18 protein-coding genes are annotated in these 19,877 nt (G+C 72.6%); 10 read left to right on the top strand and 8 right to left on the bottom strand.

All coding sequences use genetic code 11. The annotated features are described in order from the left end of the window. The first annotated feature begins 16 nt into the window (after window positions 1-16). The 8 genes from DT019_RS00860 to DT019_RS00825 all read left to right on the top strand — a co-directional run bounded on the left by DT019_RS00860 (window position 17) and on the right by DT019_RS00825 (window position 7,486). Entirely contained in the window at window positions 17-2,497 is a 2,481-nt protein-coding gene (locus tag DT019_RS00860) for a nitrate- and nitrite sensing domain-containing protein (protein WP_114034594.1), read from the top strand. Beyond that, on the top strand, window positions 2,494-2,949 hold the full coding sequence (locus DT019_RS00855) for a roadblock/LC7 domain-containing protein (RefSeq protein ID WP_114034593.1): 456 nt from the start codon (window positions 2,494-2,496) through the stop codon (window positions 2,947-2,949). The genes DT019_RS00860 and DT019_RS00855 overlap by 4 nt, the downstream gene beginning before the upstream one ends. A gap of 22 nt (window positions 2,950-2,971) precedes the next feature. Beyond that, window positions 2,972-3,388 carry a DUF742 domain-containing protein gene (locus DT019_RS00850; RefSeq protein ID WP_114034592.1) on the top strand — a complete coding sequence of 139 codons (417 nt, stop codon included), beginning with the start codon at window positions 2,972-2,974 and terminating at the stop codon, window positions 3,386-3,388. Continuing rightward, window positions 3,369-3,962, top strand: a complete 594-nt coding sequence (locus DT019_RS00845) for a GTP-binding protein (protein WP_114034591.1) — start codon at window positions 3,369-3,371, stop codon at window positions 3,960-3,962. Before DT019_RS00850 ends, DT019_RS00845 begins: the two co-directional genes overlap by 20 nt. Before the next feature lie 124 nt (window positions 3,963-4,086). Continuing rightward, complete coding sequence (locus DT019_RS00840) at window positions 4,087-4,500, top strand: roadblock/LC7 domain-containing protein (RefSeq protein ID WP_114034590.1); 414 nt, start codon at window positions 4,087-4,089, stop codon at window positions 4,498-4,500. Window positions 4,501-4,633: 133 nt separating this feature from the next. After that, window positions 4,634-5,659, top strand: coding sequence for a DUF6397 family protein (locus tag DT019_RS00835; RefSeq protein ID WP_223279234.1), 1,026 nt, complete (start codon window positions 4,634-4,636; stop codon window positions 5,657-5,659). A gap of 61 nt (window positions 5,660-5,720) precedes the next feature. Continuing rightward, entirely contained in the window at window positions 5,721-6,659 is a 939-nt protein-coding gene (locus DT019_RS00830; protein WP_114034589.1) for a RimK family alpha-L-glutamate ligase, read from the top strand. Then, window positions 6,656-7,486 carry a RimK family alpha-L-glutamate ligase gene (locus DT019_RS00825; RefSeq protein ID WP_223279233.1) on the top strand — a complete coding sequence of 277 codons (831 nt, stop codon included), beginning with the start codon at window positions 6,656-6,658 and terminating at the stop codon, window positions 7,484-7,486. Before DT019_RS00830 ends, DT019_RS00825 begins: the two co-directional genes overlap by 4 nt. Window positions 7,487-7,544: 58 nt before the next feature. On the opposite strand, the gene DT019_RS00820 is transcribed toward DT019_RS00825, so the two are convergent. Together DT019_RS00820 and DT019_RS00815 are read right to left on the bottom strand one after the other, a co-directional pair. Further along, a complete protein-coding gene (locus tag DT019_RS00820) occupies window positions 7,545-8,153 on the bottom strand; it encodes a histidine phosphatase family protein (RefSeq protein ID WP_114034588.1) in 609 nt (202 codons plus the stop codon). Between the two features lie 189 nt (window positions 8,154-8,342). Continuing rightward, window positions 8,343-8,774, bottom strand: a complete 432-nt coding sequence (locus DT019_RS00815) for a DUF2000 domain-containing protein (RefSeq protein ID WP_114034587.1) — start codon at window positions 8,772-8,774, stop codon at window positions 8,343-8,345. Between the two features lie 49 nt (window positions 8,775-8,823). On the opposite strand from DT019_RS00815, the gene DT019_RS00810 reads away from it, so the two are divergent. Continuing rightward, entirely contained in the window at window positions 8,824-9,633 is an 810-nt protein-coding gene (locus DT019_RS00810) for an AraC family transcriptional regulator (protein WP_114034586.1), read from the top strand. A gap of 11 nt (window positions 9,634-9,644) precedes the next feature. Here the strand turns inward: DT019_RS00810 and DT019_RS00805 are convergent, their stop codons facing one another. The 4 genes from DT019_RS00805 to DT019_RS00790 all read right to left on the bottom strand — a co-directional run bounded on the left by DT019_RS00805 (window position 9,645) and on the right by DT019_RS00790 (window position 12,730). Next, window positions 9,645-10,247 (bottom strand): hypothetical protein, encoded by a 603-nt coding sequence (locus DT019_RS00805; protein ID WP_223279232.1) that lies wholly within the window; start codon window positions 10,245-10,247, stop codon window positions 9,645-9,647. Further along, window positions 10,244-11,491 (bottom strand): MAB_1171c family putative transporter, encoded by a 1,248-nt coding sequence (locus DT019_RS00800; protein ID WP_114034585.1) that lies wholly within the window; start codon window positions 11,489-11,491, stop codon window positions 10,244-10,246. Before DT019_RS00800 ends, DT019_RS00805 begins: the two co-directional genes overlap by 4 nt. A gap of 61 nt (window positions 11,492-11,552) precedes the next feature. Continuing rightward, window positions 11,553-12,191, bottom strand: a complete 639-nt coding sequence (locus DT019_RS00795; RefSeq protein ID WP_114034584.1) for a toxin — start codon at window positions 12,189-12,191, stop codon at window positions 11,553-11,555. Window positions 12,192-12,271: 80 nt separating this feature from the next. Then, window positions 12,272-12,730, bottom strand: a complete 459-nt coding sequence (locus DT019_RS00790) for a hypothetical protein (protein WP_114035255.1) — start codon at window positions 12,728-12,730, stop codon at window positions 12,272-12,274. A gap of 531 nt (window positions 12,731-13,261) precedes the next feature. Between DT019_RS00790 and lanL the strand changes: the two genes are divergently transcribed. Next, a complete protein-coding gene (gene lanL, locus DT019_RS00780) occupies window positions 13,262-16,000 on the top strand; it encodes a class IV lanthionine synthetase LanL (RefSeq protein WP_223279231.1) in 2,739 nt (912 codons plus the stop codon). A gap of 247 nt (window positions 16,001-16,247) precedes the next feature. On the opposite strand, the gene DT019_RS00775 is transcribed toward lanL, so the two are convergent. After that, a complete protein-coding gene (locus DT019_RS00775) occupies window positions 16,248-16,814 on the bottom strand; it encodes a DUF2165 domain-containing protein (RefSeq protein WP_114034581.1) in 567 nt (188 codons plus the stop codon). A 505-nt stretch (window positions 16,815-17,319) separates the two neighbouring features. Next, window positions 17,320-19,827, bottom strand: coding sequence for a D-alanyl-D-alanine carboxypeptidase (locus DT019_RS00770; RefSeq protein WP_114034580.1), 2,508 nt, complete (start codon window positions 19,825-19,827; stop codon window positions 17,320-17,322). Between the last annotated feature and the right edge of the window lie 50 nt (window positions 19,828-19,877).

Here is a 19,877-nt window from a genome sequence, read left to right as displayed (position 1 = left end):
GTAAGCGAGGAGTTCCGTGCGCATACCCCGCAAGGCCCCGGACGCCAAGCCATCGATCCCGGTGGGCGCCCGTGGACGACGCGCCCACGCAGGACCACCGGCCGCCGACGAACACGTTCTCGGAGCCACTCCCGCTCCCCAGGACGCCGAGGCGCTCTGGCGGCTGCGCCCGCGCACCGTCCGCGCCAAGATCGTCTCGCTCCTGATGGTGCCGGTCGTCTCGCTGCTCGCCCTGTGGGGCTTCGCCACCGTCACGACCGCGCAGGATGTCTCCGCACTGCGCCAGTCGCGCCGCGTCGACGAACAGGTCCGCACCCCGGTCGCCGCCGCCGTGACCGAACTCCAGGCCGAACGCCGCGCCGCCGTACGGTACGTGGCCGCCCCCGCCGACGACCGCGCCGCCGAACTCGACCAGCAGACCAAGCGCACCGACACCGCCGTCGACAGGCTCAGACTCGACCCGAGGCACACCGTCGCCGACGCGGGCGACCTGCCCGCGAGCGTGGCCGAACGGCTGCGCGGCTTCGTCGCGCAGGCCCTGAGACTGCCGGCGCTGCGCACCGGCGTCCACGATCGCGGCACCGGCTGGGACGCCGCCTACCAGCAGTACACCGACACCATCGGCGCGGGCCTCGACGTCGACGGCGCGCTCGCGGACGCCCAGGGCCCGGCGCTCGGCGCCGACGCGCGGGTCCTGTACGAGTTCGGCCGGGCCGGCGAGATGCTGGCCCGCGAGGACGCGCTGGTCTCCTCCGCCCCACTCGACCGCACCTTCACGGCCGACCACCTGCGCCGCCTGACCGGCGCCGTCGCGGGCCGCCGCGCCCTCACCGACAGCGCCACCGCGGACCTGACCGGCCCCGAACGCACCGCGTGGACCGCACTGAGCGGGCAGAGTGCCTACCCCGCGCTGCGCGCCGCCGAAGACAAGATCCAGAACGCCGAGCCGGGGCGCGCCGCCGCGACGGCCGTGGACCCCGCCGCCTGGGACGCGGTGGTGGGCACCGTCCAGAAGGGCCTGCGCGACATCCGGAGTGGCGCCGCCACCAACGCGGCCGACCACACCGACCCGTTCACGCGCGGACTGCTCACCGCGGGCGGCGCCGCCGTCCTCTTCGGCCTCGCCGCCGTCGCCGCCTCCCTCGTCATCTCCGTACGCATCGGACGCGGACTCGTCGTCGAGCTCATCAGCCTGCGCAACAGCGCACTGGAGATCGCCCGGCGCAAACTCCCCACAGCCATGGGCAGGTTGAGGTCCGGCGAGGAACTCGACATCCAGGCCGAGGCGCCGCCGGGGCCGCCCGCGCAGGACGAGATCGCCCAGGTCGGCGAGGCCCTCGGGACCGTGCACCGGGCCGCCCTCCACGCGGCGGTCGAACGCGCCGAACTGGCCAGCGGCATCTCCGGCGTCTTCGTCAACCTCGCCCGCCGCAGCCAGGTCCTCGTCCACCGCCAGCTCAATCTGCTCGACCGCATGGAACGGCGCGCCGAGGACCCGGGCGAACTGGGTGACCTGTTCCGTCTCGACCACCTCACCACCCGTATGCGCCGCCACGCCGAATCCCTGATCATCCTGTCCGGCGCCGCCCCCGGCCGCGCCTGGAGCGTGCCGGTCCCGCTCACCAACGTCGTACGGGCCGCGGTATCCGAGATCGAGGACTACGCCCGGGTGGAGGTGCGTCAGCTGCCGGAGGCCGCGGTCACCGGCGGCGCCGTCGCCGACCTCACGCACCTGCTGGCCGAACTCGTCGAGAACGCGGCCCAGTTCTCGCCCCCGCACACCAAGGTCCGCGTCACCGGAGAGCCCGTCGGCAACGGCTACGCCCTGGAGATCGAGGACCGCGGGCTCGGCATGGGCGACGACACCCTCGACGAGGCCAACCGCAGGATCGAGCAGTCCGAGGCGCTCGATCTCTTCGACAGCGACCGGCTCGGTCTCTTCGTCGTCAGCCGCCTCGCCGCCCGCCACGCCGTCAAGGTCCATCTGCGCACCTCGCCGTACGGCGGCACCACCGCGGTCGTCCTGCTCCCCACCGGCCTGCTGCAAACCGCGGTGACCGCCTCGGCTCGCCCCGCCGCCCGGCGCGATCACCAGCCGCCGCAGCCCCGCAGGCGGATCGAGGCGCCCGCCGAAGCCGCGCCCCGGCCCGCCCTGGTCGCCCAGCACGCGCCCCCGGCCGGCCCGCCCGAACCCTCCGCGGGACCCGCCGTCACCACCCTGCGCCAGCGGACCCGCGGCATCGCCCCCGACCGGGCCGAGGACGGACTCCCGCGCCGGGTGCGGCAGGCGAGCCTCGCCCCCCAACTGCGCGAGGCCCCCGCCCCCGAGACCGACCTGGGCCCGGACACGGCGCCGCCCACCCCCGAGCAGGCCCGGGACCGCATGGCCGCCTACATGGGCGGCTGGGCCCGGGGCGGCGCCTCCCGCACCGCCACCAGCACTCCCGCGCCGGGCGCGCCCGGCGCCGACCACACGAGCGAAGGAGACCGCGCATGATCGACCACCAGAGGCTCGACGCCCCGCATCCCACCGGCTCGGCGCCCGGCACCGGCGAACTCGACTGGCTCCTCGACGACCTGGTGCTGCGGGTGGGCGAGGTGCGGCACGCGGTCGTGCTGTCCAACGACGGCCTCGCCGTGGGCGCCTCCAGCGCGCTGACCCGTGAGGACGCCGAACACCTCGCCGCCGTGGCCTCCGGTTTCCACAGCCTGGCCAAGGGCGCCGGACGCCACTTCCGGGTCGGCGGCGTGCGCCAGACGATGGTCGAGATGGACGAGGGCTACCTCTTCGTCGCGGCCGCCGGGGACGGCTCCTGCCTCGCCGTGCTGTCCTCGCTGACCACCGACATCGGGCTCATCGCGTACGAGATGGCGCGCCTGGTGAAACGTGTCGGCGAACACCTCTACACGCCGCCGCGCCACATCGTGCGCCCGCCGGCCGCCGGTTGACCGGAAAGGGGACGTCCAGCCCATGAACGAGCCCTGGCCGGACGGCTCCCCGGGCCGGCCGAGCCACTGGTACGACGCCGACGCGGGGCCGCTGGTCCGCCCGTACGCCATGACCGGCGGCCGCACCGCGCCCGGCCCCAGCGGTGTCCGCCTCGACCTGATCGCACTCGTCACCCTCGCCGTGCCGCGGGGACCCGAACCCGCCGAGGAGTCCCTCCTCGGCCCCGAACACCGGGCGCTGCTCGCGCTGTGCCGCAAGGAGACCCAGTCCGTCGCCGAACTCGCCGCCGACGCGGATCTGCCCGTCGGCGTCGTACGCGTCCTCGTCGGGGACCTGCTCGAAGCGGGCCACGTCGTCGTGAGCCGGCCGGTGCCGCCCGCCCAACTCCCCGACGAGATCATCCTGAGAGAAGTGATCGATGGCCTCCGAGCCCTGTGACCCCACTGCCGCCCTCGCGCTGAAGATCCTCGTCGCGGGCGGATTCGGCGTGGGCAAGACCACCCTGGTCGGAGCGGTCAGTGAGATCCGGCCGCTGCGCACCGAGGAACTGCTGAGCGAGGCAGGGGAGTCGGTGGACGACATCGGCGGCGTGGACCACAAGACCACCACCACCGTCGCCATGGACTTCGGCCGGATCACCATCCGCTCCGGCCTGTCCCTGTACCTGTTCGGAACGCCCGGGCAGGATCGTTTCTGGTTCCTGTGGGACGAGCTCTCGCAGGGAGCGCTGGGCGCCGTCGTCCTCGCCGACACCCGCCGCCTGGAGGACTGCTTCCCGGCGGTCGACTACTTCGAGCACCGCCGCATCCCCTTCGTCGTGGCCGTCAACTGCTTCGCCGGTGCCCGCTCCTACGCCGCCGTCGACGTGTCGGCCGCCCTCGACCTGGACCGCGGCACCCCTGTCGTGCTCTGCGACGCCCGCGACCGGGACTCCGGGAAGGAGGTGCTGATACGGCTGGTCGAATACGCCGGGCGCATGCATACCGCGCGCCTGCTCGACTCGGTCGGCTGACGCCGTCGCTCCGCGCCGCCGTGCGACTCCCCGGCATCGGGCACCGCTTGCCCGGGGCGCCCCGGTGGTGAAGGGTGGCAGGAGAACGGGGAAACGGGGAATTGCATGAGCGGGGAGGCCTGACATGGCACTGAAGAAGGAACTCGACTGGCTGCTCGACGACCTGACCCGGCGGGTGGAGCACGTACGCCACGCGATCGTGCTCTCCAACGACGGTCTGGTCACCGCCGCCAGCGCCGACCTGAAGCGCGAGGACGCGGAACACCTGGCCGCGGTCTCCTCTGGTCTGCACAGTCTCGCGAAGGGTTCGGGACTGCACTTCCGGGCCGGCAAGGTGCGCCAGACCATGGTCGAGTTCGACGAGGGTGTCCTGTTCGTCACCGCGGCGGGCGAGGGCAGTTGCCTGTGTGTGCTCAGCTCCGCGGACGCGGACATCGGCCAGATCGCGTACGAGATGACCCTTCTGGTCAACCGCGTGGGTGAGCACCTCTCGGTGGCCGCACGGCAGCCCGGGAACTTCGGGGTGACCGAGCTCTGAACAGGCGTTTTCTTTGGTTGGGTTGAGCCCGTGCGGGGTTGTCCACAGGCCGGGCGGGATGTCCGTGCGGCGGGGTACGGTCGTCACCGAGAGTATTCGTCCCGAGTGCTCGTTCCTCACGGGGGAGGATCCGATGACCGTAGTCACCACCAAGAACGCCCTTGTTCCCGCCGTCGCCGCGCGTGCGGCCGCTCCATCCGGGCCACGGCTCGCGCCGGGGGCCGCGGCTCGTGAACTGGAGCTCAGACTGGGCGAGTTCGAGCTGGCCGTCCAGCTCGGCCATATCCGCACCGTGCCGGATCCCGGCGGCGGACACCGCCGGGTCACCGCGCGCGAGGTGGCGCGGCTGCGAGCCGCCGCGGACTTTCCCGAGGCCCTGCGCGAGCGCGTGCGGACCGTCGGCACCAGCGACGGCGCCGAACTGCTCGGCGTCGCCCCGGGGCGCTTCACCAAGCTGGCCCGCACCGGGCGGCTCGCTCCGGTGCGGTGCTACCTCAACCGCTACCGGGCGGTCGTCTGGCTCTACCTGGCCGATGACGTGGTCGAACTGGCCCTGCGCGAGCCCGAATTGCTCAGCGGTCGCCATCCGGAGCCCGACGGCGGCCAGGACCGGCGAGCGCGCAACTGGCGCGGCCGCAGACTCGCCATGCTGGCCCGCCAGACGGACGACCCGTGGCAACAGGCGGCCGAGGTCGCCTGCGCCCTCGACAGCGCACACCTCGCCGAGATCGTCCCGGATCCTTACGAACGGGCCTGTTTGCGCAGGTTGCGCCCCGAGCCGTTCCGGGTCCACCCCGAATCCGTGATCGCCCAGGGCATCGTCGACCGGCTGCTCCTGGCGGACGAACCGGACGAGATCGAGTGGTTCCGGCTGCGCCTGGTGGAGGCCCTCGCCGACGCCCGGGACCATTGCCCGGCTCCGCGCCCGGTTGCCGGTCCGGCGAGGAAACAGGGCCTTTGCGCCACGACGGAGCCGTCCGAGCCGCGGTCTTCGGGGCAGGCCAGACCGAGGGCACCACGTCCCGCGGTGCGGGCGCGTGCCCCGCAGAGCCCGCCGGCCCGGCAGGCGGGGGCGCCGATCCAGGGCAGTCTGCTGGGGCGACTACGGCGGCCGAGGCGGCCGGATCGGGGCGGGCGGCGACCAGCCCCTGGTTCATGACATCCTGTGGCGTCAAAGCTCGCCGGACGGGATCGGCGGACGTCCGGTACGGGGAAGGTCGATGAGGCTCTGCTTCCTGGTGGAAGAGCACTACCGCCATGACGGCATGCCCGTCGAGGTGATCCGTCAACTCGACGCCTGGGGACACCAGGTCGACGTGGTGCGCCCCGGCGGTTCGCTGCTGCGGATGTCCGAGGCGGTCCGCGCGGGCAGCCACGACGCGTGGGTGCTCAAGACGGTCTCCGGTGGGCCAGGGCTCCCGCTTCTGGAAGCCGCCGCCGCGGTCGGGCTGACCACGGTCAACGACGTCCGGTCCATCCGCGGGGTGCGGGACAAGGCACTCGCGTCGGCCATCGGCCGCAGCCGCGGCCTGCCGGTGCCGATGACCTATGCGGCCGCCCGGCCCGAACTGCTCGCGGAGATACCCGAGTCCGAGTACCCGCTGGTGGTCAAGCCCGCCGACGGAAGCTCGGGGCGGGCCGTGCACCTGGTGGGGTCACCGGACCGGCTCGTCGCGATGCTGCCCGTCCTGGCGGGCGAGGGAATGCTCATCGCCCAGCCGTACGTCCCCAACTCGGGCATCGACCTCAAGGTGTACTGCGTCGGAGGGGAGCTGTACGCCACCGAGCGCCGCTCACCGCTCCACCCCGACCACGGCGTCCGCGAACGGCACGTCCCGCTGCCCGCCGAGGTGGCCGCCATCGTCGACCAGGTCGGCGCTGTCTACGGACTCGACCTGTACGGGGTGGACGTGCTGCTTGGCCCAGACGGTCCGGTGGTCGTCGACGTGAACGACTTCCCGAGCTTCCGCCAGGTGCCGGACGCGGCAGCCAGGGTGGCCCGGGCGGTGCTCGAACTCGCCCGCACGGGCAGCGAGGTGGCCGCCGCGGCCTTCGTGGCGGGCGCGGGCCGGATCCCGGAGCAGCCGTTCGGCACCGACGGGCCGGGCTCCGCAGCACAGCCGGTCCGCAGCTCGGCCGGGGCGGGCGAGAGCCGGTGAGGGACGGCACGACGATCGGCCTCATCACGCCGGAGCCCGGACATCCGCTGCTCGCGGCGACCACGGAACTGCTCGCGCGTGAGCACCGCGTGGTGGCCGTCCACCCGGAGACGACCGACCCGACCGGACTGGAGCCGATGGCGGATGTCTATCTGCTGAAGTCGCGCACGCCCCGCGCGCTGGCGCTGGCCCGGGAGCTGGAGTCGCGAGGGGCGGTGGTGGTCAACTCTGCGGAGGCGACCGCCCTGTGCCAGGACCGCACCTACCTGGCCGACCGGGCCCGGCAGGCGGGGCTGCCGTTCTCGGCGACCCGCACCTTCGGATCGCTGGCGGACTTCGCCGCAGCCGACGGTGCGGGGGAGTGGGCGGGACCGCTGGTGGTGAAGAGCCGCCACAGCAGGCGGCACGACCTCGTGGCGCGCGTCGACAGCCTCGGTCGGCTGGCCGAGCTGGCCCGGTCCTGGGCGGACGAGCCCGTCGTGGTACAGGAGTTCACCGAGAACAGCGGCTATGACCACAAACTCTGGGTCATCGACGGAACGGTGTTCGCGGCACTGCGCCGCTCCGAGCTGTCGCCCGGGGGCCGGGGCCCCACGGTGCCGCTCGCTCTGGCCGAACTGCCGCGCGGGTGGGCCGACGTGGTGGTCGAGGTCGGCGGCGTCTTCGGGGTCGACGTCTACGGGGTCGATGTCCTGGACGCGGGGGAGGGCGCCCCGCTGATCGTCGACATCAACGCCTTTCCCGGGATCCGGGGGCAGGCCGGCGCTCCGGAGGCGTTGGCGGCGCTGGCTCTGCGCCGGGCCCGGGAGACGGCGGTGGCGGCCTGAGGGCCGAGCCGGGAACCCGCGGTCCCCGGCTCGCGCGCCCCCGTCGCACGGTGCGTGGTCAGTGCGCGGTGTGCTGAAGAACGGTGTTCCAGGCGGTGATCACCGGGCGGTCGTGTTCGCGGCCGAGCCGGGACACCGCCCCGGTGTCGAGCACGAACAGCGCGCCGCCGGAGGCCGGAAGGCCGAGGTAGCGGGCCGTGAGGACCCGCAGGAAATGCGAGTGGGCGATGAGGACGACGTCCTCGTCCCCGGCGCGCAGGGCGGTGGCGACCTCGGCGAGGACCCGGTCGGCCCGCTCGCCGACCTCGGCCGGGCTCTCGCCCGGGTGGTCGGCGGGGCCGGGTGCGACGCCGTCGGTCCACAGGTTCCAGTCGGGTCGGTCGCGGTGGATCTCGGCCGTGGTGATCCCCTCGTAGCCGCCGTAGTCCCATTCATGAAGGTCCGGGGTGACGCGGGCGTTCTTGAACCCGGCCAACTCTGCGGTCCGCACGGCGCGTTGGACCGGGCTGACCAGGACGAGACCGACCGGGCGGTCGGCGAGGAGCGGCGCGACCGCCCGGGCCTGCTCTTCCCCGTGCGCCGTGAGCGGCAGGTCGGTGTAGCTCGTGTGCTGCCCCGACAGCGACCATTCGGTCTCCCCGTGACGTACGAGGATCAACTCACCCATGGCTGTGTATTCCGTTCTCCGTGTGCGTCCCCCGGGCCGGTACCGCCCCGGCCGTACGCGAGGACAACCCCCGGGGAGCCGTGCGCATTCCGTGCGGACGGGAGTGTCGGCCGTGGGATATACCACGCTTCGGCGACCGGGGAGGGTGCGGTCTCGCGGTGGCCGCCCGCTCTCCTGACCCGGCGCCCGTCAGGGATGCATGCGCGCGCCCTTGAGCGCCTTGTCGACCGCGTTCCGCGGCCCGTGGACGGCGAGCCCGACGAGATCGAGGTCGGCGCCGGTGACCGCACGGACCGCCGCCCGGTTGTCCACGTCGTTGCCCGTACTGAACATGTCGCTCGTGAACACGCCCAGGGGCAGGGCGCGGCCCACGGCGCGGGTGTGGGCCGAGCGCAGCACTTCCTTGCTCCCCTCGAAGACGAGGACGGGCTGGCGGAACAGGGGGAGATACGGGGTGCCGTCGGCATCGGCGTACGGTTCGCCGATCGTCTCGGGCAGTACGGTGCCGAGCCCGCTGACGAGGAAGGCCGTCACATTGAGCCGCTGCCAGGTGTGCAGGTCGTCGCGCAGCAGCACGGCGATCTTCGTGTCGAAACGTACGGGCGCACTGTCTGATGTCATGGACTGAGACTGCCGAACCCGCTCCGGGCGCGTCTTGTACGTTCCTTGCATGACGGCCGGACAGGAGATCTCCGCTTGGCGCCCGCGGGTGGCGGGCGTGGTGGAGGTCTTCCACGCCCGGTTCACCGAGCACTCCTACCCGATGCACGTCCACGACAGCTGGACGCTGCTGATCGTCGACGACGGAGCGGTGCGCTACGACCTGGACCGGCACGCGCACGGCACCCCGGGTGGCTCGGTGAGCCTGCTGCCGCCGGACGTGCCGCACAACGGATCCCCGGCCACCGCGCACGGCTTTCGCAAGCGGGTGGTCTACCTGGAGCGGAATCAGCTGGACGACAGTCTCATCGCGCCCGCGGTCGACGGGCCCGACCTCGTGGACCCGGTGTTGCGCCGCAGGGTCGGGCAACTGCACACGGCTCTCGCGCACCGTGGCGCGGAGCTGGAGGCCGAGAGCAGGCTCGCGCTCATCGCCGAGCGGCTGCGCGGCCATCTGCGGCCCCGGCTCCGGGGTGACCTGCGGGCTCCCGACCGCTCGGTGGCGCGGCGCCTGCGCGAGCTCCTCGACGCGCGGGTCGTCGACGGCGTGACGCTGGAAGAGGCCGCGGGCCTCGTGTACGCCCACCCCACGCATCTGGTGCGGGCCTTCACCGCGGAGTTCGGCATCGCGCCGCACCAGTATCTGACGGCCCGTCGGGTCGACCGGGCCCGCGGACTGCTCCTCGACGGCCGGGCACCGGGTGACGTGGCCCGCGCCACCGGGTTCTACGACCAGTCCCATCTGACCCGCCACTTCAAGCGCGTGGTCGGCACCGCGCCGGGCCGCAATGCCCGTGCCGCCCGGCGCGGGCCGGACTGACGCGCGCGTGGTCAGACGAACAGGAACGCCGCCGAGGTGGCCGCGCCCAGCGCGCCGCCCGCGACCGTCTGCATGACCGTGTGGTAGCCCAGGGCCACCCGCGACCAGCACACCGCGACCGTCACCGCGTAGGAGAGCAGCCACCAGGGGGAGTGCACCACGGCGAGCAGGGCCACGACCGCCGAGGCGACCGCGGAGTCCACCGAGATCTTCCAGACCGTGTTCACGGCGAGCAGGAAGATCGTCATCACCCACAGGGCGAGCATCGCGGTCAGGATGCCGGCCGGGGCGTGGCCGAGGACCATGACGACCGAGCCGGCCCCGATCGACCCGAGGATGACGAAGAAGATCGGCGCCCGCTTGGTGCGGTCCACGACGTGCCGGTCGCCCCAGGTGCCGCGCTTGCGCTCCCACTCGATGTAGCCGGCCGGGATGAGCCCGGCGCACAGTGCGCCGAGCAGCCCCCACAGCAGGCCGGTCCACTCGCCGGCCGCGGCGAGCCCGATCCCCAGCATCCCGGCGAGCAGGACGTTGCGGGGCTGCAGGACGTCGGTGACGGTGCGGGCCGCGGCCGTCGTGCGGCTCTCGTCGGCCTCGGTCAGGGTGTCGCTCACCCGGTCTTCTCCAGGGAGTTCAGGACGCCGCGGGCCCGCTCGCCGCTGACGGTCCGGTAGGCGGCGGCCACCCGTACCAGCCAGGCGACCTCGCCGTCCTGGTCGGTGGCGTGCTTGGTCTCGACGGCTGCGGCGTCACCCGCGCCCGCGCCGTCCGCCTTGGCGGCGAGCGCCGCCTTGATCCAGTACGCCTCGGCCAGCGGCCCGGCGTTCTCCTCGCGGGGGCTGTCCTCGGCGGCGGCCCGCTTGGCGGCGGGGAGCAGACCGTCCGGCACGTAGTGGCGCAGCTTCTCGACGGCGTCCGCGATGTCGGCGGCCCACCGGTCGATCCGCAGGTCGGCCGGGGTGCCGAACCGGGTCAGCTCGCGGATGAGCGGGGCCGGTGGCTCGAAGGGCTGGTCGGGGAAGGCCGTCATCAGCTCGTGCCACAGCGGATGCAGGCGGGCCTGCGCCCGCCACAGCCGCACCCGGCGCCAGCCCTTGCTGAACGCGGGGATGGAGGCACCGAGGGCGAAGAACGCGAACAGGACGACCTGGGCGGCCTCGGTGATCTCGTCGAACCTCAGGGCGAAGGCGGGGCTCGGCTGGTCGGCGACGCTGACCCACAGGAAGAGGGTGCGGCTCACGGTGTAGCCGACGCCGATGAACATGGCGAACGTCATCATGCCGAGGCCGATCCGCAGATGGCGGGCCGTGGCCCCGGCGGTGGCGAGCGCCCACTGGTAGGCGCAGACGGCGGAGGCGGCACCCAAGTACAGGTAGAACACGCTCATGTAGAGCGTGGCGCCCCACTGCCCGGCGTGGTCGGAGACGAACCGGTCCGAGGCGTACGAGCGGTCGACCACCGTGAAGAAGAGCACGGTCAGCAGGATCAGTGTGGCGACGGACGCCTTGGCCGCCACCTGCTGGATCACCCGGGCGAACCGGACGTGGCGGGGGATGACGCCGCCCTCCGGAAAGTGTCCGTAGATGGCGACGATGTAGCTGAGGATCGCCAGGATCGCGATGGTCGCCGTGTAGTGCTTGATCAGGACGGCGAGGTCGACGATCGGGCTGTTGTTGAGGCCGATGCGTACGACCTTCGTCTTGGTCCACAGGGCGACGGCGAAGCCGGCGTAGCAGCCCCACAGGGCGCGCCTGCGTTTGTCCTCCTCGTCGCCCCAGAGCGCCGCGGGCATGCGCCACAGGGCGACGGCGGTCATCACGCCGGCTATCAGGTAGCCGGCAAGGTCAAGCGCGGTCACGGGAATTCCTCGGGGGTCACGTGCGGGGGGACGGAGGGGGTGAGCCAGGGGAGGCGAGGGGCTAGGAGCGGCGGAAGAAGCCCCGGCGGCGGTGGGCCACGGGCCGGGAGAGGGAGTTGGCGAGCCGTCCGACCATGTCGTCGCTCGTCACGTCGCGGGCCATGCGGGGAATGAGCGAGGCGCCGAACTCCGCGATCCGCTCGTCGTGCGTGTCGTACTGGGCCCGCGCCTGGATGGGGCCGCCGGAGCGGAAGGCCTCGGTGACGGCGGGCGGCAGCCCGTCGGGGTCGGCGTCGGGGTCGGCGGGTTCGGTTCGGCCGCGGTCGCCGGGCGGGTCGGAGGCGAGGACCCGGTTGATCAGGGAGGTGTTGAAGACGGGCAGCAGGTGGCGCAGCTGGTCCGCGCTCAGGGTCGTGCCGTGGTCGAACCACTCGTGGCACAGCTCGTGCAGGATCACGTGCTGGGTCTGGTAGACGGTGGGGCGCCGCCGGTAGAGCACGAAGCTGGTGCCGCCCGACTTGAGGCGCAGGCCGCAGGCGGCGTTCACCCGGGCCAGCCGGTCGGGGAGTTCGTGCAGGACGATGGTGCGGCCGCGGGCCTCTTCCATGTTCGCCACAAGACCCTGGATGCTGAACGGGGCCGGGATGGGAAGATCCGCCAGTCCGGCTTCGCACTCTCTCCGCAGCTCGCGCATGGACATTGAGACCTCTTGATCGTAGTCACGCGTGTGTGACAAGCGGTCTGCGATCTTAGCCAATCGTCATGAACACGCGGTGGCCGCTACCCGGGCTGCCCGCCAGGTGCGCCTTCGGGCCCGTTGTCCCGTCCGTCCTTGTTGTCCTCCAGCAGGGAGAGGACGAACTGGAGCAGCTCGGGGTCGAGGCCGTCGTCGTCGATGCCGCGGCCGGCCAGACCGCTGATCTCCCCGGTGCGCCGCTTCGCGAGGAACTGGAGCCCGGCGACGACGTCGTCGACCACCTCGGACTCGTCCTTGAAGAAGCGCCAGTCGACACCGAAGCCGAGCCCGAGCGCCTTGAGGATCTCTTCGGAGGGGTTGGTGACCTTGCCGGCCAGGATGTTGGAGAAGTAGCTGTGCGAGAGGGAGCCGCCCCGCTCCTTGACGAGGTCGGCGAAGACCCGGCCGGAGATCTTCTCTCCCGGGAAGGTCTTCTCGACCATGTACTCGACCTTCTGCTGCAACGTCGTCAGCTTGGGAGTGCGCTCTTCGCCGTTGTCCATCAGGGTCCCCACGTCCACGTCCGCCGCTCATGCGCTGTCCGACGATGCGCGATGTTCGATTCGGTCAACGGATTCGTACTTTAACTGACCTTGGTAGAAGGGCTCGGCCCCTGGGGAGTCTGTCGGCCAGGTCGGGCGGCGACAAAACGGAACACTTTGCTCCGCGATCAGAACCGGACTTGCGGAAACACTCTACGTCACTGTTAACTCGAAAAAACACGAACAAGGAGCCACGAGGGGAGTTCCTTGCTCGGGTGGCTGCTGTGCCCTGCGCGCTTGGCGTGTTCGGTGCGCACAGCCGTGGCACGCAGGTGTAGCCCTTCGCGACGGGGGACGCGCGAAGGGCTACACATGCATTATGCACCTTGTCTGTGGAGCTCGGTGACCACACCTCACGAGAAGTTGACCGGCTCCGTCCAACTCCGAGCCGAAGACGACCGTTTGTCGAGGGCGACCGGCGGCGGGCGGCCCCTGCGACTTGGCCGGGAAACACCTCCCGTCGCCGGGGGAGGAAACTGCCATGCTGGCCGGGTGACGTCGAGCTATCAGCCGATCCTCGCGCGGATCCTGGCGCAGGCGGAATCGGCCTCCCCTTGGCGGGTGCGCCACCGGGACCCGTGGTGCATGGTGACTCCGGCGCACCACGTCAGCCGCCGACAGGGCTGGAAGCTCCATCTGTCGGCCACGCCCCTCTCGGCGCCCGACGTCCTGGAGAACGCGGCCCGGGTGCTGGTGGCGCACGGCTGCGCGTTCAAGTTCCCGGCCACGCCGGGCCGCGCCGCCGAGATGAACGCGGTGCGCGCCGCCCGCGCCCAGTCCGGCAAGTTCCTCACCGCCTACCCCGCCGACGACGATCAACTCCGCCTGCTGGCCGCGCGGTTGCACGAACGGACCCTAGGCCTCGCCGGGCCCGCGATCCTGTCGGACCGGCGCTATCGCCCCGACAGCCTCGTGCACTACCGCTACGGCTGCTTCGCCAGGCCCCGCGAACTCAACGACGAGGGGTTCTACGAAGGCCGCCTGCGCGCACCCGACGGCACCTTCGTGGCCGACGAGCGGAACCCCTGGTTCGCCCCACCGCGCTGGGCGGGCAACCCCTTCCCGGAAACCGAGGCGGCGAGTTCCGGACGGCGCCGCGGCGAGCCCGTGCTGCTCGCCGACCACTACCTCGTCAAGGAAGCGATCCGGCACTCCAACCGCGGCGGCGTCTACCGCGCCCGCGACGAACACACCGGCGAGAGTGTCCTGCTGAAGGAGGCCCGCCCGCACGTCGGCGCCGGGACGGACGGCAGGGACGCGCGGGACTGGCTCCGGCACGAGGCCGAGATCCTGCGCCGCCTCGCCCCGCTCGGCATCACTCCACCGGTTCGGGAGGTGTTCGAGGCGGGCGGGCACGTCTTCCTCGCCGAGGACCTGATCGACGGTGTGAACCTGCAACAGTGGACCGCCGACCGGCTGCGCACCGGCGAAGGGCACGTCCTGGTCGCCGAGGCCTGGTGCCTCGCCCGCGAACTCACCTCCATGATCGGCCGGTTGCACGCCGAAGGCCTCGTGCTGCGCGACTTCAAACCGGGCAACGTCGTGATGACCCCCGACGACCGGCCCGTCCTGGTCGACCTGGAGTGCGCGGTGCGCACCGGCACCCCGGCACCCGTCGCGGGGACGGGAGGCTTCACCGCGCCGGAATACCTGGAGACCCCGGCCGGCCCCGAGGGAGCCCCGCCCGCGCCCGGGCCGGAAGCCGACTGCTTCAGCCTGGGCGCGACCCTGCTCCACGTCACGGCCGGGATCAGCCCGGTCCTCGCCCCGGACACCCCGCCCGCCCCCGAACTGCCCGCCCTGCGCGCGCTCGCCCCGCTCGTCACCGGGCTGACCGCGGACGGCGCGCGGCGCTGGACCCTGGAGCGGGCCGCCGCGTACCTGCGCACCGGCCCGGAGGGGAGGGCGGGGCGTCGGCCGCCAGGCGGCGGCGAACCGGCGGACGCCGTCGCGCGACAGCAGCCCCGACCGTCCGCTCCCGTACCCACCGCTGAGCGGCTGCTCGCCGATGGACTGGCCCACCTCGGGGCGACGATGGACCCCGCGCGGGAGTACCTCTGGCCCGGACCGACCGCACTGCCGGACGGCGACCCGTGCAATGTGCAGCTCGGCGCGGGCGGTGTCCTCGGCGTCCTGGACCGGGCGGTGCGCTGTGGGCACGAAGCGGCGGAGCCCGCCCTGCGCACCGCCGCGCGGTGGCTCGATCGGCGACTCACCGCGCCCGAACGCGTCCTGCCCGGCCTGTACTTCGGCCGCTCCGGCACGGCGTGGGCCCTGTACGAAGCCGCCACGACCCTGGAGGACCCGGCCCTGGCGGAGCGGGCGGTCGCCTACGCGCTGAACATCCCGCTGGACGGCGCCAACCCCGACATCTGCCACGGGCTGTCCGGGGCGGGCCTGGCGCAGCTGCACCTGTGGCATGCGACCGGCGACGGGCGCTTCGCCGAACGGGCGGCGCGGTGCGCGGACGGGGTGCTGCGACTGCTGCACGACGGTCCGGGGGTTGATTGGGACGCGGGCCCCGAGTACCGCGCCGAACTGGCCGGTTCGGTCTGCTACGGGTTCGGGCACGGTGTCGCCGGCAACGCGGCCTTCCTTCTCGCGGCGGGCCGGGACCTGGGCCGTCCCGACCTGACCGACATCGCCATCGGCGGCGGGCACGCGCTGTGCGCGGTCGCCCAGTGGCGCTCGGGCAGCGCGCACTGGCCGAAGGGGCCGGGCCGTACCGAGCGCCCCGGCCTGAACTTCTGGTGCAACGGGACGTCCGGCGTCGGCAGCTTCCTGGTACGGCTGTGGCGCGAGACGGGCGACGACCGGTTCCTGGAACACGCCGAGGGTGCGGCCCGCGCGGTAGGCCGGCAGCGCTGGCAGGTCGGCCCGGGAACCTGCCACGGAGTCGCGGGCAACGCCGAGTTGCTACTGGATCTCCACGAGTTCACGGGCGAGAGCCGCCACCGGGAGGCCGCGCTCGACCTCACGTCCTGTCTGACCGTGCGGGCGGCGCGCCGCAAGGGCCGTTTCCTGGTGCCGGACGACACGCTGCGCGAGATCTGTGCCTCGTACAACGTGGGGATCTCCGGCGTACTCGATTTCCTGCTCCGCCTCGTCCACGGCGGAGCGAGGTCGTGGCTGGTCGACCGGCCGGCCCGGGGGCACCACCCAACCCCCGGAAGGGACACGGCACATGGAGAGCCTCGTTCTGGAACTGCAGGAACTGCCCGAAACCGATGAACAGCAGCTCGAGCCGATGATGTGTTGCGACACCGGCCACCGCAGCTTCGAGGTAACCGATCTCTGCGCGGAGCTCGACTGACGCTGGGCGACATCCGGTGACGGCGTGCTGACGTCCGCGATCGCCCCCGCCGCCGGCACGGCCGGGACGTTGGCGTACCGGCCCGGGTGAGCGGCACCTGTGCGGGCACCTCGCTGCCTGCACAGGATGCCCGCCCGCAGCGCGGCGCCCCGGTGACCGACCGGCCTACTCCTGCTGCGGGTCGGGGCCCGGAAGGTGGACGACGACGAGCACGACGCCCGCCATCATGAAGTTGCGGGCGGCCGCGTCGAGGCCGTTCCAGGACTTGGACTGCCACATCGCGAACCACTCCCCGCCGACGGCGATGAACCCGGCCCCGAACAGCAGCAGCATCATCAAAAGCCCCAGCGTGCTGAGCCGCCGGGCCCGGCCCAGGCCGCTGCGGCGCCGCAGCCCGGTCAGCCACGCGGCCGACGCGGCGATGAGCACCAGGGCCGCCACCGTCTCCCAGGCGATGATCAGGACATAGGCGATGTCCTGGAGCGTGCCCGACGTGATGGCTCGCCACATGAGATCGGGGTCCTTGAACGTGGTGTCCATCGCCAGGACGTGCCGGACGAACTGGCGGTTGGTGTCGAAGTCGGTGATGTTGCCGAAGGCGACGAGCGCGATGTACAGCGCCACGGTCGCGGTGAGCAGTGCCGCGGCGAGCGGCAGCGCGGGCAGCCGTATCCCGGTCGCGGGCCGTGTGCCACCCGCCGAACGTGCCCCGAACCTGAACCTCGACGTCATCCCGGACTCCCCTCGTCGGACCGAGCCGATCTTATGCGCCGGACACACGGGTGCCGCGCGCGCCCGGGGACCAGCCTCCCCGCCACCGTGCCGCGCACCACCGACCATCGTCCCGACGCCGGCGTCATGAGGCAGGACCGTCCGTCGACGGATTCCAGCCGGACAACAGAACTTCCTTGCCATGCAGGGTAGTTGACGGTCGAGCCGGCGAGGAGTTGACTCGGGGCTGAAAGGCGCACCAGGGAAGGGAGCTTGACCATGATTCCCGAGCAGCCTGTTCCTCCTGCGACTCCACCGCCCCCTCCGTTCGCGATGCCCGGCCCGGCGACCGCTCAGCCCCTGCGCGCGGCCAACTGCTCCTGCGGACCGAGCTGCCAGTGCGGATGCCAGAGCGGCGGCCCCTGCCAGTGCGGGGGCGCCGTCCCCTGCTGACCCCGAAGCGACAGCGCGGCCCCGCCGGAACCGGCGGGGCCGCGCTGTCGCGAAAGGGCCGATGTCGTCCCGGTCAGCCGAGCCGGGTGAGCTTGGCGCCGAACGACGGCTCGGCGAGGTCGTCCTTGAGTGTGACGGGCACCTTCGCCTCACCGGCTCCGCTGCCCACGGTCAGGGTGCCGACCTCGGTGTCGGCCTTCGCCGTGTGCGGCAGCGTCTTGCCACCGTCCGTCAGCTTGATCGAGACCGTGGCGCCCGACCACACCGGTACGGTCAGGTCCTTGGCCGCCACGACCGGAACCGTACCGCCGAGGCCGTCGTCGACCTGGCCGACCACCTCGCCCTTCTTCACCACGGTCTCGGTCTTGAGCGCCTTGTCCGCCGCCAGGATCAGACTCTTGCTGGCCGCGGTCGCGGTCTCGATGATGTTCGGCTTGTGCTGGCCGAACACGGCGCCGACGACCAGTTGCCTGGTGTCGCCGACGGTCGTCTCGGCGGCGAAGAGCAGATTGCCGCCCGCCTTGGTCGTCGAGCCCGTCTTGATGCCCACGACGCCGTACAGCGGGACGAGCTTGTTGAAGTTGCGCTGCGTCCTGGCCGTCTCGGGTGTGGTGCCACCGGACGTCGTCGTCGACGTGTACGAGGGCAGCTTGGCGATCTGCCGGAACACCGGGTCGGCCATCGCGTGCTTGGCCAGCTTGACCTGGTCCTCGGCCGTGCTGACGGTCGACTCGATCAGGCCGCTCGCGTCGGTGTACGTCGTGTTGGTCATGCCGAGTTCCTTGGCGGTGTCGTTCATCTTCTTGATGAACGCCTCCTCCGTCGACGCGTCCCAACGGGCCAGCAGCCGGGCCACGTTGTTGGCCGAGGGCAGCATGACGGCCTGAAGGGCCTCCAGTTCGGAGATCTGCTGGCCCGTCTTGACCTCGACGACCGACTCCTTCTCCTTGACGCCGTTGGTGTAGTCGTCCTGCGCCTTCTGGTCGACCGGGATCGAGGGCCCCTTGTCACCGGCCTTGAGCGGGTGGTCCCGGAGGATGAGGTACGTCGTCATCACCTTGGCCACGCTGCCGATGGGCAGGGGCTTCATCTCCCCGTACGAACCCATCCGGCCGAGGCCGTCGATGTCGACCACCGCCTGGCCCTCGGACGGCCACGGGAGGGAGAGGGCTCCGCCGGCGGCGGTATGGGTCGACTTCGCGGTGAGCTTCAGGGTCGGCGTCGGGAGCGGGCGCAGCGCCTGGACGGCCACCAGGACGACGGCGATCAGTGCGACCAGCGTGCCCCAGATCTTGATCCTGCGCGTGACGGTACGTCCCACCGTCTCCGGCTTCGGCGGGGTGTTCGTCAGCTGCGCGAGCAGGTCGAGCGGAGGCGGCGACCCCGCGGAGTCGCCGCTAGCGGCCGCGGCCGCGGGGGGAGTGATGGCGGGGGCGGGCGGGCGGGTCAGCGCCATGGTGCGGTCGTCGTCCCCGCGCGCGGGCGCGGCGAACTCCCGGGTGCGCTCCCGGTCGACGGCGGACTGGCCGGGCTTCTTGCCGGGCGTCGGCGGCGCGGGGACGGCCCCGGCGGGGCGGGACGGGGTCGGCCGCGGCAGGTCCGGCTTCAGCGCGACGAACTCACTGGTCCGCTCGGCATCCGACTCCCTGCGGGCGGCCCACGAGGGTGCGGGCGGCTTCTTCGCGGAGCCGGAGTCCGAGCCGGATCCGGATTCCGCGTCGTCGGCCGTGTTCTGCTCGGGGGCGGGGGTGGCGGAGGGCGCGTCGGAGTCGGAGGCCGAGCCCGGGACAGGGGTCGACGTGCGGGTGACCTCCGAGGCCGAGCCCGCACCGGCGGCCGAGGGGGCCGTGGAGCCTTTGTCCTGGTCCGAGTTCGACGGCGAAACCGGGCCTGCGCCCGAGTCGGATTCCGGTACGGACGCCGATCCGGAGACCGCGGCGGGGGCCGGGCGCGAGGGCGCGTCCGGCTCTGCCGCGTCCCGGTTCTCCGTGTCCGGGCGTCGGCCCGGACCGGATGCCGGGGCGGTCTCGTGCTTGGCCCCGGCCCGGTCCACGCCGGGCTGTTCACCGTCGGACTCGGTTGACGCTGTGGGCCGTTCGCCGCGCGGCGCAGCGCTGGAGGCCGCGTCGTGGGCGCGCGGGTCGCGGGCGGCCCCGGCGTCCGTGCTCTCGGGGTTGTCAGCGTTCCCGGCGTTCCCGGCGTTCCCGGCGCGGTCGGCGGCTGCTTCCTCGGACGTCCCCGCGGAGGAAGAGGCCGATGCCGTCGGCGTGAAGACCAAGGTCTTGTCCGCCCGGTCAGCCTGGTCCCGATCCGCCGCCACGTGCCCGGAGTTGGGGCCGCCCTCGCCCTTGGGCGCCGTCTTGGCCTGGGCCGACCAGGCTTCGGCGGCCGTTCGCCCGGTGCGCGTCGATCCGGTCGGGGCCGCCCCGGCCTCTTGTCCCGCCTTGTCGGCCGGCGGGGACGACGGAGCTTTGGCGCCCGGAGCGGCTTCCTCCGGCGCTTTCACCGCGTCGGCCCTCTCATCCGGTACGGCCTCCTCGCCGGAAGCCCCGCCCGCCCTCGCGCTGTTCTTCTCGTTCATACGTAGTGCAGCCCGCCTTGCTGATACTGGTCTCGCCCTGTGCTCTGCGC

It is taken from the genome of Streptomyces sp. SDr-06, from assembly GCF_003324565.1.
GTDB lineage: Bacteria > Actinomycetota > Actinomycetes > Streptomycetales > Streptomycetaceae > Streptomyces.
This window is presented reverse-complemented; position numbering and strand designations above follow the sequence as displayed.